We start from the raw sequence: 14,554 nt of genomic DNA, 5'->3' as shown, positions 1-14,554 counted from the left end.
TCGTGCTTCGATGCGGAGATTGACGGCGACCGAAAAGCAAACGATGCTTCAGAAAGTCCAATCCGGCGCTTCACGTCGTGGAGCAGGAGCTGGTCATGCTCACGATCAGGCTCCTGGGGGAGCAGCAGGTGATGGTCGACGGCGTGTCTGTCGAAGCTCTGCACGCACCCCGGACGCTTGGCCTGCTGGGCTATCTGGTCCTCCATGCGGGCATCCCACAGATGCGCCAGCATGTCGCGGGGCTCTTCTGGCCGGACTCCTCGGAGGGCCAGGCGCGGACCAACCTGCGTCGCGAACTCCACCATCTCCGGGCCAGCCTTCCCGAGCCGGATCGGTGTCTGGTGGTGGGTTCCAGCACCGTGTGCTGGCGAACCGACGCGCCGTGCACGATTGATCTCACCGTGTTTCAGGACGCCGCGACAGTAGCCTCTGCCGCGGCCAACCAGCGTGATGAAAGCGCGTTCCTGACCGCAGCACGACGGGCGGCGGATGCCTACGGCGGCGCCTTTTTACCCGCCTTGTACGACGACTGGGTTCTCGAGGCCAGGGATCACTTGCAGCGGCTGTGCATCAGCCTTGTTGACCGTCTTGCGGTGGTGCTGGCCACCCACGGTGATTGGCAGGCCGCTATCAGGCATGCGTATCGGCGTGTGGAGCTGGATCCGTTGGAGGAGTCGGGTTATCGGCTGTTGATGAGGCTTCAGGCCGATGCCGGAGATCGCGCAAGTGCACTGAGGACGTTTCACCGGTGTAGCTCCGTGCTCCGTGAGGAACTGGGAGTAGAACCGTCTGCGGAAACGCTTGGCGTCTACGCGAAGCTGTTCTCACGGCCTCCGGAGCCGGTCGCGGCAGCGCCGGATACGGCGCGACCCGTATCGCTGGTTGGCAGGAAGAACCAGCTGGATGCCCTGAACACTCTATGGGCCAAGGTCGCCACTGCACCCGCTTTCGGCGTGATCGCGGGCGAGGCGGGGGTCGGCAAGTCGCGCGTGATCGCGGAGTTTGCCGATGCGGTCCAGCGAGGTGGCGGGCTCGTGGCCCGTGCGCGGTGTTTTCCATCGCAGGCGCGGGTGGTTCTGGCGCCGGTCGCCGAGTGGATGCGCAGCACGGCGTTACGGCAAGGCCTAGCCAGGATGGACGAGGTGTGGCGGTCCCAGGTGAGCAGGCTCGTGCCGGAGCTCGGGGCGGGAGAGCGGGAAGACCGCCCGGATCCGTTGGCCAATGCCTGGCAACGCCGCCAGTTCTATGAGGGGCTGGTGCACGCGGTGCTCGCCTCCGGACGTCCGATACTGCTTGTTCTGGATGACCTTCAGTGGTGTGACAACGAGACCCTTGCGTGGCTTGAGTTCCTGTTTCACTTTGATGCGGCCGCGCCGGTGCTCGTCGTGGCGACGCTGCGTAGCGAGGAACTCTATGATCATCCGCAATTGGTTGCCTGTTGTCGCCGGCTCCGGGCGGAAGGCGTTCTGGAGGAACACGAGCTCGCTCCTTTGACTGCATCCGAGGTCGCTGAACTGGCGCAAGCTCTTGGCGGGGCGCCTCTTGATGATGTTGCAACGCAAACTCTGAAGGCGCAGACCGGTGGCTTCCCGCTGTTCGTGGTGGAGTCCATGCGCCACGGCTGGACTGGGTCGTCGCGTATGGATGCGGTCCTGTCCGACCGTCTGGCGCAACTCAGCCCTGCGGCAGAGGAACTGGCCGGGCTTGCCGCAGCGGTCGGGCGCGATTTTTCGCTGGAATTGCTGCTGGCGGTTGGCACATTCGATGATGAATCCCTGGTGAAAGGGGTCGACGAGTTGTGGCACCGCCGGCTGATACGACAGCACTCCGCCGTAACGTACGACTTCACCCACGACCTCCTGCGCGCGGCAGCCTACGATAGGCTCAGCCCGCTGTCTCGGCGGTTCCTGCATCGTCGCATCGCTGCGGCGTTGTGCCTGCAGCACGCTGATGACATGGCGGCGGTGGCCGCACAGGTTGCCGACCAGTACGAACGCGGTGATCAGCCGGCTCTTGCGATCGACTATCACGTCATGGCGGCGGAAACGGCCAAGGCGATTTTTGCGCACTCCGATGCTGTGCGCCACTTCGATCGGGCCATGGAATTGCTGGCCGGGTTGCAAAGTGATGCCGCACGGGATCAACGGGAGCTCAAGCTGCTACAGGCGATGTTTCCCTCGGTGACTGCTCTGCACGGATATGCAAGTGGTGAAGTAGGAGCGTTGGTGGAACGGACCTCCGAGCTCAGTTCTGCGCTCGGCGCACACGCCATTCACCTGCGGAGCCAGGGTGCCATGTGGGCGCATCTGTTCGTCCGGGGTCAGATCAAGGAATCCCTGGCCTTGTGTGAGCGGCTTGATCGGGAAGCGGCGGACCATCCGTCGCACGCCGGGTGGGTGCGCATGGTCGGTGCAGGGTCGTTGACCAGCCTTGGCCGTCCACTGGAGGCTTTGCCGCGGTTCCGGGCCGCCGAGGAGTGGGTCGACACGCGGGAGACGTTCCTCTACGGCTTTCGGGTCAAGGTCATGGCCCGCGCCTGGCGGGCCCACGCGTTCTGGCTTACCGGACAGGCGGAGGACGCCGCGGCGAGTGCGTTGGCGGCCCTTGAGCTGGCCGACGAGACCGAACAGCCCTTTGATCAGGCCATCGCCCGTGCGTACGGCGCAATTACCTACTATCTGCGTGGTGACAGTGAGCGTGCGGGCGCGCTCTCGGTATCGGTTCGTGACCTGTGCGACCGCTATGGTTTTGCCTACTACGGCGAGTGGGGCCGGCTCATCGAGGGGCGGCTGATAGGAGGTGCGGCGGCCGAGGCGCTCATGCGTGCCGGTCTTGATAAGTTGCGCCAACGCAGCGCCGAGACGCGTGTGCCGTTCTGGCATGCTCTGCTGGCCGAGGTGCTGTGGAGCGACGGGCGCGGCGGCGAGGCGCAAAGGGTTCTTGCTGAGGCCTGCACCTCCGCCGAGGCGCGGGGGGATCGTTGGTGGCTGGCCGAACTGTGGCGCCTGCGAGCAGCCATGCAGCCGGGCGCCAAGGGCGAAGCCATGCTGCAGCACGCCCTGATGATTGCCACCGAGCAGAAGGCCGTGGCGCTGGAGCTGCGTGCGGCCACCGACCTGGCCCGGAGGTGGTACGAATCCGGTTCTGGAGAGAGGGCGGCGGACCTGCTGCGATCGGTTCTCGGACGGGCGCAGGGGTGTAATGCCCATGAACTGGGCACCGCCGTTTTACTGCTGAACGAAGCTGCCCCCGTGTGTGGTGCCTCGCGAACGCTTTGCGAACGCCCCCCAGCTTACCGTGGTGCCGGTGCCGAGAGCACAGAGCACCGCGAGGAGGGGGAGAACATGAATGCCAATGAAGAACTGACGCAGACGGTCATGGACGCACTTGAAACACGACTCCGCGGGCGGGTGAGCCTGCCGGGGCAGAGTGGGTACGACAGTGACCGGTCCGTGTGGAACGGGATGATCGACCGGCGTCCGGGCGCCATCGCCCATTGCGCCGACGTTGCGGACGTCATGGCCGCGATCACGGTGGCCCGTGAGCATGGTGTGCCCGTAGCCGTTCGTGGTGGCGGACACAGCGCCGCCGGCATGGGCGTATGCCAAGGTGGGCTCGTCATTGATCTGTCCGCAATGCGGGGGGTGCGGGTCGACCCGGCGGCACGCACGGTGACCGTCGACGGCGGGTGCACGCTGGGGGACGTGGATCACGCCACACATGCCTTCGGCCTGGCCATGCCCGGAGGGATCATCTCCACCACCGGGATCGGCGGGCTGACCCTGGGCGGTGGCACTGGCTACCTGGCGCGTCGCCATGGCCTCACCATTGATAATCTGCTTTCGGCCGACGTGGTGCTGGCAGATGGTTCGTTTGTCACCGCAAGTGCCGAGGAGCATCCGGATTTGTTCTGGGCGCTTCGGGGCGGTGGCGGGAACTTCGGTATCGTGACGTCGTTCCGGTTCCGCTGCCATCCTCTGGCCACCGTGGTCGCCGGCCCCGTGTTCCACGATACGGCGGACACGGGCAGAGTCTTGCGCTGGTACCGGGAGTTCATGCCTTCCGCTCCTGAAGATCTCTACGGATTCTTCATGGTGGGCTGTGTCCCTCCGGGGCCTCCCTTCCCTGAGCACCTGCACGGACGGCCTGTGTGCGGCGCCCTCTGGGTCTATACCGGCGCGTCGGAGGGTGCGGATGAAGCCCTCGCCCCAGTGCGGGCGTTTGGCTCGCCGCTGCTGGATGGCATCCAGGAGATGCCGTTTCCTGCGCTGCAGGCTGCGTTCGATGCGCTCTATCCTCCGGGCCTCCAGTCGTACTGGCGTGGGGATTACTTCGTGGACATTCCGGACGAGGCCGTTGCAGTGCATGAAGCATTCGCTGAGGTGCCGACTCCGCTTTCCACCATGCATCTCTACCCTATCGACGGCGAAGCGCACCGCGTCGGTGCGGCGGACACGGCGTTTTACTATCGTCACGCCAAGTGGAGCGCCGTGATCCTCGGCATTGATCCGGATCCGGCCAATGCAGACCGGGTCCGTGACTGGGTGGTGCGCTACTGGGACGCGCTGCATCCCACGTCGGCCGGCGGTGGCTACGTCAACTTCATGATGGACGAAGGACAGGACCGCGTGCGCGCCACCTACGGCCCGAACTACGAGCGACTCGCTCGGATCAAGGGCATGTACGACCCGGACAACGTCTTCCGGTTCAATCAGAATATCGAGCCGATGCGGGATGTCGAGCCGGCGTCTGCGTGACGGGTGAGTCAGTAAACCTGAAATGATATCTCCCGGTGCGTGCGGCGATCCGTCGCCATGCACCGGGAGAGGGCTTGTGGGCAGCAACAGCCCTGCTTTTCGTTCAGATCACGCGCGAGATGATGAAGATCAGGAGCAGGATGATGCCGGGCACGCCCAGTAGCCACGCAATGAGGTATTTCATGAGAACCTCCGAGGTCCTGTGGGATGGCCGGTGGCTGCTGTGCTGCTACCGGTGCTCCATCTAGTTACGCCTGAGGCGGGTGGAACGTTCCATGTTCTGGGCGTTATGGGATGGTCGCGTGTCGTGCGTTCGCGGCCGACAGGGATTCACCACGCATAAGCCGGGCGCGCAGCTCCGTGAGCCGTGTCGGCTGAAACGACTCACCCGCGGCTGCATGGGCTTGCTCCAGGAGTTCGCGCTGTGTCCGGCGAAGGCCACCCCCCAGGACACTCGCCACGGTCAGCACCCACAGCACCAGGCTTTGCTCTTCCGGCGTCAGTTTCTCCAGCTCGCGGAGGCGCGCCGGCCAGTCGACCGTAATCCGGCTGTCGGAGGGGGCGAGCGTCTCCATAAGACGCGCGAGCAGGTAGACGTACGTGGGGTGGGCGTCCTGGTTGCGTACCAGCAGTTCCCCGACCCCTTCGACCATGACGCGACGGGCCGACTCCCCCAGGTGGTGCCGTGCGGCGGCAATCTCGGCCATGAGCGCCTCCACCGCACGCGGTGCGAACGCCTGTTCCCGGGCGCGTCGCAGAATGCGCCGGGTAATCCAGGCATTCCATATTGCGTAGAGGGGGCCGGCGAGCATGGGAATCAGCCCCCGCAACGCCGTTCGCACGAGCACGCGACGCAGAACGATGCGCAGCAGGAAGCTGCTGATGCCGACCTTTGCGCGGTAGAGCAGGTTCTGGGCCACGAATTTCCAGCGCGGGACCAGCGCGACAGGATCGATGCCGTACACGGGGGTGCGTGGATTGGGGAACTCCAGCGCCGTGCGCGCAAGCCCGCGAAGCGCAAGCATGCGGTAATTGCCTCCTTTCAGCGGCAATCCCGTCACGGCGCTGAGAGCAGCCATGGCCCGAAGCGCGTTCCAGTACAGGAACGCGATCTCTACCAGGCTGACCGCGGCCGCGAGGCTCAGCACCGCTGTCCAGTATGGCCACCGGTCGGCCCAGTCGAGTTCTTCCAGCCCATCGAACTGATTGCGGACGAACGTCAGCTCGATTCCGCCGAGAACGCTCCCGGAGATGACGCCGGCAAGCGCTGCCCAGAGCAAGGTCTGCCGCTCCATTCGGCGTATCTGTCGGTATTCGTCGGCAGTCAGCGCGCGCAGCCGGAAGGCATCGGCGCGGCTCTGGCTCTGCAGGTACAGCGCCGCCGTGCGCTCAAGGGCGTTCGGCTCGGCGACGTAAGCCTGGTGCGGCGACGGATCGGGCATGCTGGGCATTATAGTTGGGTCAGGAGACGGAATCCGCCAAAGCAATCGGGCCCGAGTGATGGTTGGTGACGCAACGAGCGTCGTAGTCTCAGGAGAGGCAGGGATACTCCCGGTGGAAAGGCAAACTGCCGGGAGCCGTGCTCCCGGCAGCGAAGACGTTGCGTGTAAGAATCTGAAGTGCGAGCAGAATGGAAGTCGTTTCAGTGACGAACGAGATCATTCGTGTTCGTCACCCTCTCCTCCATCTTCCCAATCGTCTTCCTCATCGTCCCAGTCGTCTTCCTCTCCGGTGTGGTCATCACCCTCCATGTCGCCTTCACCACCGGCTCCTTCCTCCATGCGGTCTTCCTCCTTATCCTCGTCATAGTCCGCAACTGCCGAACCCATTCCCAGGATCAGCGAAGACAACAACAGGGCGCTGATGGAAAGCCAGCTCATGAACTTTTTCATGGTTCACCTCGCTCGAGACGATCTATAGAAGGTGGGCAGCGATGTCTCGCGTCGCGTTGACCACCGGTCATTACCTTTGCAGGTAAAGAACATTTCCCGGGACGTTAACGCGGTGGTCGGGCTTGGTCTGTGCGACACCGTACTTGTGCGCGGTTTACTCGGCGGCGACACCGTCCTTTTCTGGTGTACAGTAACGGGAAAGGATGGTGTTCCGCCGGCCTGCGTGGCCGCTGCCGACAAGGAGTGTGTCCGTGACCACGCTGATTCCTTCCCTGAATTCCTGCCTGCCGCGCATGACCAGCGGCGAGAAGCGGTTTGCGCGGCGCCTTGAGCAGTACCTCGAAGACGACTACCTGGCTTGGTATGACGTCCCCGTCGGCGTCCTGACGCGCCACCCCGATTTCATCGTCCTCCACCCGCAGCGTGGCCTGCTCGTGCTCGAGGTCAAGGATTGGAAGCTGGAGACAATCCAGCAGATGGACCGCCAGCGGGCCACCATCATCACGAACCGCGGCGTGAAGGAAGTGCTCAATCCGCTTGAGCAGGCGCGACAGTACACCTACGGCGTCGTGAAGCCCCTGGAGAACGACCCCCAGCTGGTCCATCCGCCCGGTCATGCACTCCAGGGCAGGCTGATGCTGCCGTTCGGGCACGGTGTGGTGTTTCCGAACATTACGCGGCGCCAGTTCGATGCGCAGCAATTGTCCGACGTGATCCCCGCGAACCGTGTCATCTGCCGTGACGAGATGACGGACTCCCTGGATGCCGAGGCGTTTCAGGAGCGGCTGTGGGGCATGTTCACGGTGCAGTTCCGGCACCGGCTGTCGCTGCCGCAGATGGACCGGATTCGTGGCCACCTTTTTCCGGAGATTCGCATTCAGCAGGGCAGTCTGTTCGATGATGGCCCGGACGCGGACGCAGCCGGTGGCTCCGTCGCCGACGCCCTGCCGGACCTGATGCGGGTGATGGACCTGCAGCAGGAACAGCTCGCCCGCAGCCTGGGTAGTGGCCACAGGGTGGTGCACGGTGCGGCCGGTGCCGGGAAAACGCTGATTCTGGTGTACCGGTGCCTGCATCTGGCGCGCGCCCTGCGCAAGCCCATTCTCGTGCTCTGCTACAACCGCACACTGGCGGCCCGGCTGGAGCAAGTGCTGGCCGAAAAGGGCGTGGGGGATCAGGTCGTGGTCTACAATTTCCACCGCTGGTGCCATGCGCAGTTGCGGGCGTACCACGTCGAGCCGCCGCCGTCCGGCGGCGGTCAGCGGGCGTTCTTTGATGCCATGGTGCAGCGGGTAATCGGGGCCGTGGACGAAAGGCGCATTCCCGGTGGCCAGTATGGGGCCGTCATGATCGACGAAGGTCACGACTTCGAGCCCCACTGGTTTCGCGTGGCCACACAGATGGTGGACCCGGACACCAACTCGGTTCTTGTCCTCTACGACGACGCCCAGTCCATCTACGAGCGCAGCCAGCGGCGATTCAGCTTCTCCAGCGTCGGCGTTCAGGCACAGGGGCGCACGACAATCCTCAGAATCAACTACAGAAATACAAGACAGGTGCTGGATCTGGCGAGTCGATTTGCCAGGGAGTTGCTGGCCCCGGAGGAGGCCGAAGATGACGGCATCCCGTTGGTGGGGCCCGAGAGCGCAGGGCGCGACGGACCCGAACCCACCGTGATTGCGTTGCCGACGCTACCACGCGAGATCGACTACGTGGTTCGCCATCTGAAACGCTTGCACGCCCACGGACGGCAGTGGCGAGAGATGGCCATTCTCTACCGCCGCACGCGTGTCGCCGGCCGGATCGCCCAGAGCCTCAAGGAGGCCGGTATTCCCAGCGAGAACCTGGTCGCGCGCAGTCGTGGCCGCGGCGCCACCCCGACAGACGCGGACAGCGTGAAAGTCGTCACCATGCATTCAAGCAAAGGGCTGGAGTTTCCGGTGGTTGCCGTGACAGGCCTGGGCGAAATGGACCCGCAGGAAGACAGGCTGGCAGAAGAAACCCGCCTGCTCTATGTGGCCATGACACGAGCCATGGACGAGCTAATCGTCACCGGCGCACCGGATGCACCCTTCCTCCAGCGCATCCAGCAGGCCGGCAGCGCACACTGAACCGGATGCTCGGGGCCGCATTGACGCAATGCATGGAGGACGACACGCACACCGCTCCAACAAGTTTCCGCGCTGTACACCAGAGAAGGGTTTCAAACCGTGGCCCGTCTGGGGAAGAACGTGCTGTACCCGCAGATCGTCCCGGACGACCGGGAGGCCACCGACTCCATGCTCCAGGAGGCGGCCCGGGAAGCCGATTTCGTCATCACCACCTGGGCTAACGCCCTGGCGGAGATACCGCCCCACCGGGCAATCCAGGCGGGGGGATACGGTCACGGTCTATCCATACAGCGAACTGTTGACGTAAGCGCCGGAGCGTCCAGAACGACAGGACGGCGCCGTCAGTTTCTCTCACCGGGATTCCCCGTCGGCCCGCCAGACCTTGATCCACGTCAAGAACCCGCACGATGCCCCCGCTGATAATTCCCCCACCTGCCAGGACCACCGACAAGTGGACGGAATGCCATGCAGTCAACCACAACCTACAACAATACCGTGGTGCGTCAGTTCAGCATCATGACCATCGTCTGGGGCGTCGTGGGCATGGGCGTCGGCGTGCTCATAGCCGCCCAGCTGATCTGGCCCGCGCTCAATTTCGACGTTCCGTGGCTGAGCTATGGCCGCCTGCGGCCTCTGCACACCAACGCCGTGATCTTCGCCTTCGGTGGGTCGGCGCTCTTCGCCACCTCGTACTGGGTCGTCCAGCGCACCTGCCAGACGCCGCTGTTCGCGCCGAAACTCGCGAGCTTTACCTTCTGGGGCTGGCAGACCGTCATCGTCCTGGCGGCGATCACGCTGCCGCTGGGCATGACCCAGGGCAAGGAGTACGCAGAACTTGAGTGGCCCATCGCCCTGCTGATCGCGGTGGTCTGGGTGGCCTACGCGGTGGTGTTCTTCGGCACCATCGTGCAGCGCAAGGTCAAGCACATCTACGTGGCCAACTGGTTCTACGGCGCATTCATTCTCGCCGTGGCCATGCTCCACATCGTCAACAACCTGGCGATTCCGGTGTCGATGACCAAGTCGTACCCAGTGTACGCCGGTGCCGTGGATGCCATGGTGCAGTGGTGGTACGGCCACAACGCGGTGGGCTTCTTCCTGACCGCCGGCTTCCTGGGGATGATGTACTACTTCGTGCCCAAGCAGGCCAACCGACCCATCTACTCCTACCGGCTGTCCATCGTCCACTTCTGGGCGCTGATCTCCATCTACATGTGGGCCGGGCCGCACCACCTGCACTACACCGCGCTGCCCGAGTGGGCGCAGTCCCTGGGCATGGTGTTCTCGCTGGTGCTGCTGGCGCCCAGCTGGGGCGGGATGATCAACGGCATCATGACGCTCTCCGGGGCCTGGTACAAACTGCGGACCGACCCGATCCTCAAGTTCCTGATCGTGAGCCTGTCCTTCTACGGCATGGCCACCTTCGAGGGACCGATGATGTCCATCAAGACGGTCAACGCCCTGTCCCACTACACCGACTGGACCATTGGTCACGTCCATGCGGGGGCCATGGGCTGGGTCGCGTTCATCACCTTCGGCGCCATGTACTTCCTGATCCCGCGGCTGTTCGGGCGCGAGACCATGCACAGCGTCAAGGCCATCGAATGGCATTTCTGGATCGCCACTCTGGGTGTGGTGCTCTACATCTCGGCCATGTGGATTGCCGGCGTCATGCAGGGATTGATGTGGCGCGCGGTCAACGAGGACGGCACGCTCACCTACACCTTCACGGAGTCGCTGGTGGCGACCTACCCCTACTACATGGTGCGGCTGCTCGGCGGGATCCTGTTCTTCACCGGCATGCTGATCATGGCCTGGAACGTCTGGATGACCGCGCGCCCGGCCCGGGAAGCCGCACCCGTCCGTACTGCGACGCAGGAGGCGTAAATCATGAGCAAAGGTCATGAGGTAGTCGAGAAAAACGTCGGCCTGATGGCGGTGCTGATCATCGCCGTGCTCAGCGTCGCCGGCCTGGTGCAGATCGTCCCGCTGTTCTTCGCCGCGGAGACCACGGAACCGATGGAAGGGGTGGAGCCCTACGCACCGCTCGAGTTTGCGGGCCGGGACATCTACGTGCGTGAAGGCTGCTACAACTGCCACTCGCAGATGATCCGCCCGTTCCGCGCCGAGACGGAGCGCTACGGCCACTACTCCCTGGCCGGTGAGTTCGTCTACGACCGCCCGTTCCAGTGGGGCTCCAAGCGCACCGGGCCGGATCTGGCCCGCGTCGGCGGCCGCTACAGCGATCTCTGGCACGAGATCCACCTGCTGAACCCGCGGGACGTGTTGCCTGACTCCAACATGCCGGCCTATCCGTGGCTGGCGGAGCGGACCCTGGATGGCGATGCCGTCGCCGGGCGCATGCGGGCTCAGCAGCGCTGGCTGGGCGTGCCGTACACCGACGAACAGATCGAGGGTGCCGCCGACGAAGTGGACGGCAAGACCGAAATGGAGGCCATCATCGCCTACCTGCAGGGTCTCGGCACCGCCATCGAGCACACCAGGTAAGCGGGAGACCCATGGATATCAACACCGTTCGCGGGCTGCTCACACTGGTGCTTCTGATCGCGTTCATCGGGATCGTGGTTTGGGCCTACAGCAGCCGACGCAAGAAGGATTTCGAAGAGGCCGCCCGGCTGCCGCTGGAGGACGACGCGCCCAACGGGCCGGAGGACCGCGGAGAAGGCTGGCAGGACAAGCGCGAGGGCAGAGACCATGAGTAGTTTCTGGAACTGGTACATCGGCATCATCGCCGTGGCCAACATTCTGGCCTGCGTCTGGCTGATTCGCTGGACAGCCAAGAAGCGGCCGGACGAGAAGCCGGCCCACGAGACCACCGGCCACGAGTGGGACGGGCTCACCGAGCTGAACAATCCCATGCCGCGGTGGTGGCTGTGGCTGTTCTACGCCACCATCGTCTTTGGCCTCATCTATCTGGTGTTGTACCCGAGTTTCGGCAGCTACGCGGGCCTTCTGGGCTGGTCCCAGTACAGCCAGTGGGAGGAGGAGGTTGCCGAGACGGAGGAGCGGGTCGCGCCGCTGTTCGAGGAGTACGCCGGCATCCCCATCCCGGAACTCGCCGAGCACTCGGACGCCATGCAGACCGGACGGCGACTGTTCGAGAACAACTGTGCCGTGTGTCACGGCGTTGACGGCGGTGGTCGTGTCGGTTTCCCGAACATCGCCAATGACGACTGGCAGTGGGGAGGTGACCCGGAACAGATTCTGACCTCCATTCTGGACGGTCGCCAGGGCAACATGCCTGCGCTGGGGGGAGCCTTGGGCGAGGATGGTGTCGAAAAGGTCGCGGCTTACACGTTCAGCCTGAGTGGCCGGGATGCTCCCGAAGAGCTGGTCAGTGCCGGGGCAGAACTCTTTGAGCAGCGCTGCGCCGCCTGCCACGCCGCCGACGGCACCGGCCGTACGGCTCTTGGCGCCCCCAGTCTCGCCAATGACAACTGGATCTACGGTGGCAGCCTGGAGGCCATCAAGACCTCAATCCGCGACGGGCGCCAGGGCGTCATGCCGGCGCAGAAGGATCTGCTGGGCGAGGATCGCGTGCACCTGCTGGCGGCGTATGTCTACAGCCTGTCCATGGACGAGCGCAACGCCGAAGCCGAAGATGTGGCCGAAGGTGACGAGCGCGATGACTAAGGGGCGCTTGCTGCAGTGCCTGGGCAGCACGCTGTGGCCGTCGTTCCTGGCCGCGGCCGTGGCCTCGGTGGTGTTCTTCGCCGCGATCGATCCGGAAACCCTGCGGGTGCAGACCTTCCCGGGCCTGGAATTGAGCCGCATGGCCGGCTACACCATCGGGTTTTTCATGTTCTGGGCGGTGGGGTTGTTTGCAAGCGGTCTCACCTACGTATTGAGCGGGGGCGGCAACCGACGCCATGAGTAAGGGGGACGACAAAGTGGATCTCGACGTGGGCATGTACGCAGCCCGCGAAAAGATTCATCCGCGCGAGGTGGACGGCACGTTCCAGCGCCTGCGTCATCTGGCGGTGATCGTCCTGCTGGGCATCTACTACGGCCTGCCCTGGATCACCTGGGACGGCCGTCAGGCCGTGCTGTTCGACCTGCCCGCCCGGCAGTTCCACATTTTCGCGCTGACGTTCTGGCCCCAGGATTTCGTCTACCTGGCGGTGCTGCTCATTATCGCGGCGCTGTCGCTGTTCTTCTTCACCGCCCTGGCGGGGCGCATGTGGTGCGGTTACGCCTGCCCACAGACCGTGTGGACCGAGCTGTTCATGTGGATCGAGCGCTGGACGGAGGGCAAGCGCCAGCAGCGGCTGAAGCTCGACAAGGCCCCCTGGAGCATCAACAAGCTCCTGCGGCGGGGCAGCAAGCACGTGCTGTGGGTGGTTCTCGCGCTCTACACCGGCTTCACGTTCGTGGGCTACTTCACGCCCATCCGCGAGCTGTCGGTCAGCGTGGCCAGCTTCGGGCTCGGTCCCTGGGAGACGTTCTGGTTGCTGTTCTACGCCTTCGCCACCTGGGGCAATGCCGGCTTCCTGCGTGAGCAGGTCTGCATTTACATGTGCCCCTACGCGCGCTTCCAGAGCGCCATGTTCGACCCGAACTCACTGATCATCTCCTACGATGAGAAGCGCGGCGAGCCCCGGGGTGGGCGCTCCCGCAACATCGACCACCGCGCCCAGGGTTGGGGTGATTGCATTGACTGCAACCTGTGCGTCCAGGCGTGCCCCACCGGCATCGACATCCGCAAGGGGCTGCAGTACGAGTGCATCGCGTGTGCCGCCTGCATCGACGCCTGCAACGGCGTCATGGACAAGATGAACTACCCGCGGGGGCTGATCCGCTACACCACCGACAACGCCATGGAAGACAAACCGTCGCGGATTCTCCGCCCGCGCATCCTGGTCTACGGCGTTCTGCTGCTCGCGCTGATGTCCGGCACGGTCTACAGCCTGACCCAGCGCACGCCGTTGGCCATGGAAGTCCTGGCCGACCGCAATGTGCTCTACCGGGACGTGGACTTCGAGACGGTGGAGAACGTCTACACCGTGCGGATTCTCAACAAGGACCGCGAAGCGCGAGATTACGTGCTCACCGTGGACGGGCTGCCCGATGCCGAGGTGGTCACGCGGCCGGAGCACATCCGCGTGGATGCCGGCCGGACCAGCCAAGTGACCGCCAGCGTCCGCGTGCCCCGGGATGAGGCCCGGGGCACTGGCCACACCATCGAGTTCCGCCTCACTGCCACGGATGAGGCTGACATTGCGCGTACAAGCACTGCTCGGTTCCACGGGCCGAGGGAGGAGTAGTCATGGCACGGGAAAACGTCGCCCCCTGGTACCGTCAGTTCTGGTTCTGGTTCGTGTTCGCGCCCCCCATGGCCGCCATCGTCATCGGGCTGAGCCTGCTGGCCACCGCGGTGATCTACGGCGACAGCCTGGTGACGGACAACTACGAGACCGTGGGCCGGGCCATCCACAAGACCTACCAGCTCGAGCACGAGGCGGTAGCCCGGGGCGTGGACGGCAATATGGTGATCGACCGCGAAGCGGGGCGGGTGACCGTGCGCCTGGACGGCCCCGAGGATCGGCCGGAGACGCTGCGCCTGTACCTGTCTCATCCCACCCACGCCGACCGGGACGTGGCACTGGATCTGCAACGGGACAGCAGCGGCCTGTACCGCGGTGAAGCCCCACGCAGCCTGGACGGCCGGCATTACATGCGGCTGCAGCCCGCCGACGGCAGCTGGATGCTGGCCAAGGAGATCGCCGCGGATGAACGCGAACTGGCGCTGACGCCCACGCCGCGGGGAGGCTGA

Annotated in this window: 11 protein-coding genes; 9 read left to right on the top strand and 2 right to left on the bottom strand. The window is 64.6% G+C overall.

Annotated elements, in window-relative coordinates:
* Nucleotides 1-95: 95 nt before the first annotated feature.
* Nucleotides 96-4,757, top strand: coding sequence for an FAD-binding protein (locus tag ACNSTU_RS04220; protein WP_418212113.1), 4,662 nt, complete (start codon nt 96-98; stop codon nt 4,755-4,757).
* 287 nt (nt 4,758-5,044) lie between these two features.
* On the opposite strand, the gene ACNSTU_RS04215 is transcribed toward ACNSTU_RS04220, so the two are convergent.
* Entirely contained in the window at nt 5,045-6,199 is a 1,155-nt protein-coding gene (locus ACNSTU_RS04215; protein ID WP_290637220.1) for an LBF_2804 family protein, read from the bottom strand.
* 216 nt (nt 6,200-6,415) lie between these two features.
* Nucleotides 6,416-6,649: a hypothetical protein gene (locus ACNSTU_RS04210; protein WP_290632736.1), complete on the bottom strand. Its 234-nt coding sequence runs from the start codon at nt 6,647-6,649 to the stop codon at nt 6,416-6,418.
* Between the two features lie 293 nt (nt 6,650-6,942).
* Between ACNSTU_RS04210 and ACNSTU_RS04205 the strand changes: the two genes are divergently transcribed.
* From ACNSTU_RS04205 to ACNSTU_RS04170, 8 genes are all read left to right on the top strand, one after another.
* Nucleotides 6,943-8,760 carry a DEAD/DEAH box helicase gene (locus tag ACNSTU_RS04205; protein WP_290632755.1) on the top strand — a complete coding sequence of 606 codons (1,818 nt, stop codon included), beginning with the start codon at nt 6,943-6,945 and terminating at the stop codon, nt 8,758-8,760.
* Between the two features lie 465 nt (nt 8,761-9,225).
* Entirely contained in the window at nt 9,226-10,647 is a 1,422-nt protein-coding gene (gene ccoN / locus ACNSTU_RS04200; RefSeq protein ID WP_290632739.1) for a cytochrome-c oxidase, cbb3-type subunit I, read from the top strand.
* 3 nt (nt 10,648-10,650) lie between these two features.
* The gene (gene ccoO / locus ACNSTU_RS04195; protein WP_290632741.1) at nt 10,651-11,268 is read left to right on the top strand and encodes a cytochrome-c oxidase, cbb3-type subunit II; all 618 of its coding nucleotides are present in this window, start codon (nt 10,651-10,653) and stop codon (nt 11,266-11,268) included.
* 11 nt (nt 11,269-11,279) lie between these two features.
* Nucleotides 11,280-11,483 carry a cbb3-type cytochrome oxidase subunit 3 gene (locus tag ACNSTU_RS04190; RefSeq protein ID WP_290632743.1) on the top strand — a complete coding sequence of 68 codons (204 nt, stop codon included), beginning with the start codon at nt 11,280-11,282 and terminating at the stop codon, nt 11,481-11,483.
* Entirely contained in the window at nt 11,476-12,414 is a 939-nt protein-coding gene (ccoP, locus tag ACNSTU_RS04185; RefSeq protein ID WP_290637222.1) for a cytochrome-c oxidase, cbb3-type subunit III, read from the top strand. The genes ACNSTU_RS04190 and ccoP overlap by 8 nt, the downstream gene beginning before the upstream one ends.
* The gene (locus ACNSTU_RS04180; RefSeq protein ID WP_418212112.1) at nt 12,407-12,658 is read left to right on the top strand and encodes a hypothetical protein; all 252 of its coding nucleotides are present in this window, start codon (nt 12,407-12,409) and stop codon (nt 12,656-12,658) included. The genes ccoP and ACNSTU_RS04180 overlap by 8 nt, the downstream gene beginning before the upstream one ends.
* Nucleotides 12,651-14,045 (top strand): cytochrome c oxidase accessory protein CcoG, encoded by a 1,395-nt coding sequence (gene ccoG, locus ACNSTU_RS04175; RefSeq protein WP_290632749.1) that lies wholly within the window; start codon nt 12,651-12,653, stop codon nt 14,043-14,045. Before ACNSTU_RS04180 ends, ccoG begins: the two co-directional genes overlap by 8 nt.
* Nucleotides 14,046-14,047: 2 nt before the next feature.
* A complete protein-coding gene (locus tag ACNSTU_RS04170) occupies nt 14,048-14,554 on the top strand; it encodes a FixH family protein (protein ID WP_290632751.1) in 507 nt (168 codons plus the stop codon).

Origin of the sequence: Aquisalimonas sp. APHAB1-3, assembly GCF_048323695.1 — a bacterium.
Lineage (GTDB): Bacteria > Pseudomonadota > Gammaproteobacteria > Nitrococcales > Aquisalimonadaceae > Aquisalimonas.
The sequence above is the reverse complement of the archived record's forward strand: the minus strand, read 5'-3'. Positions and strand labels throughout refer to the sequence as shown.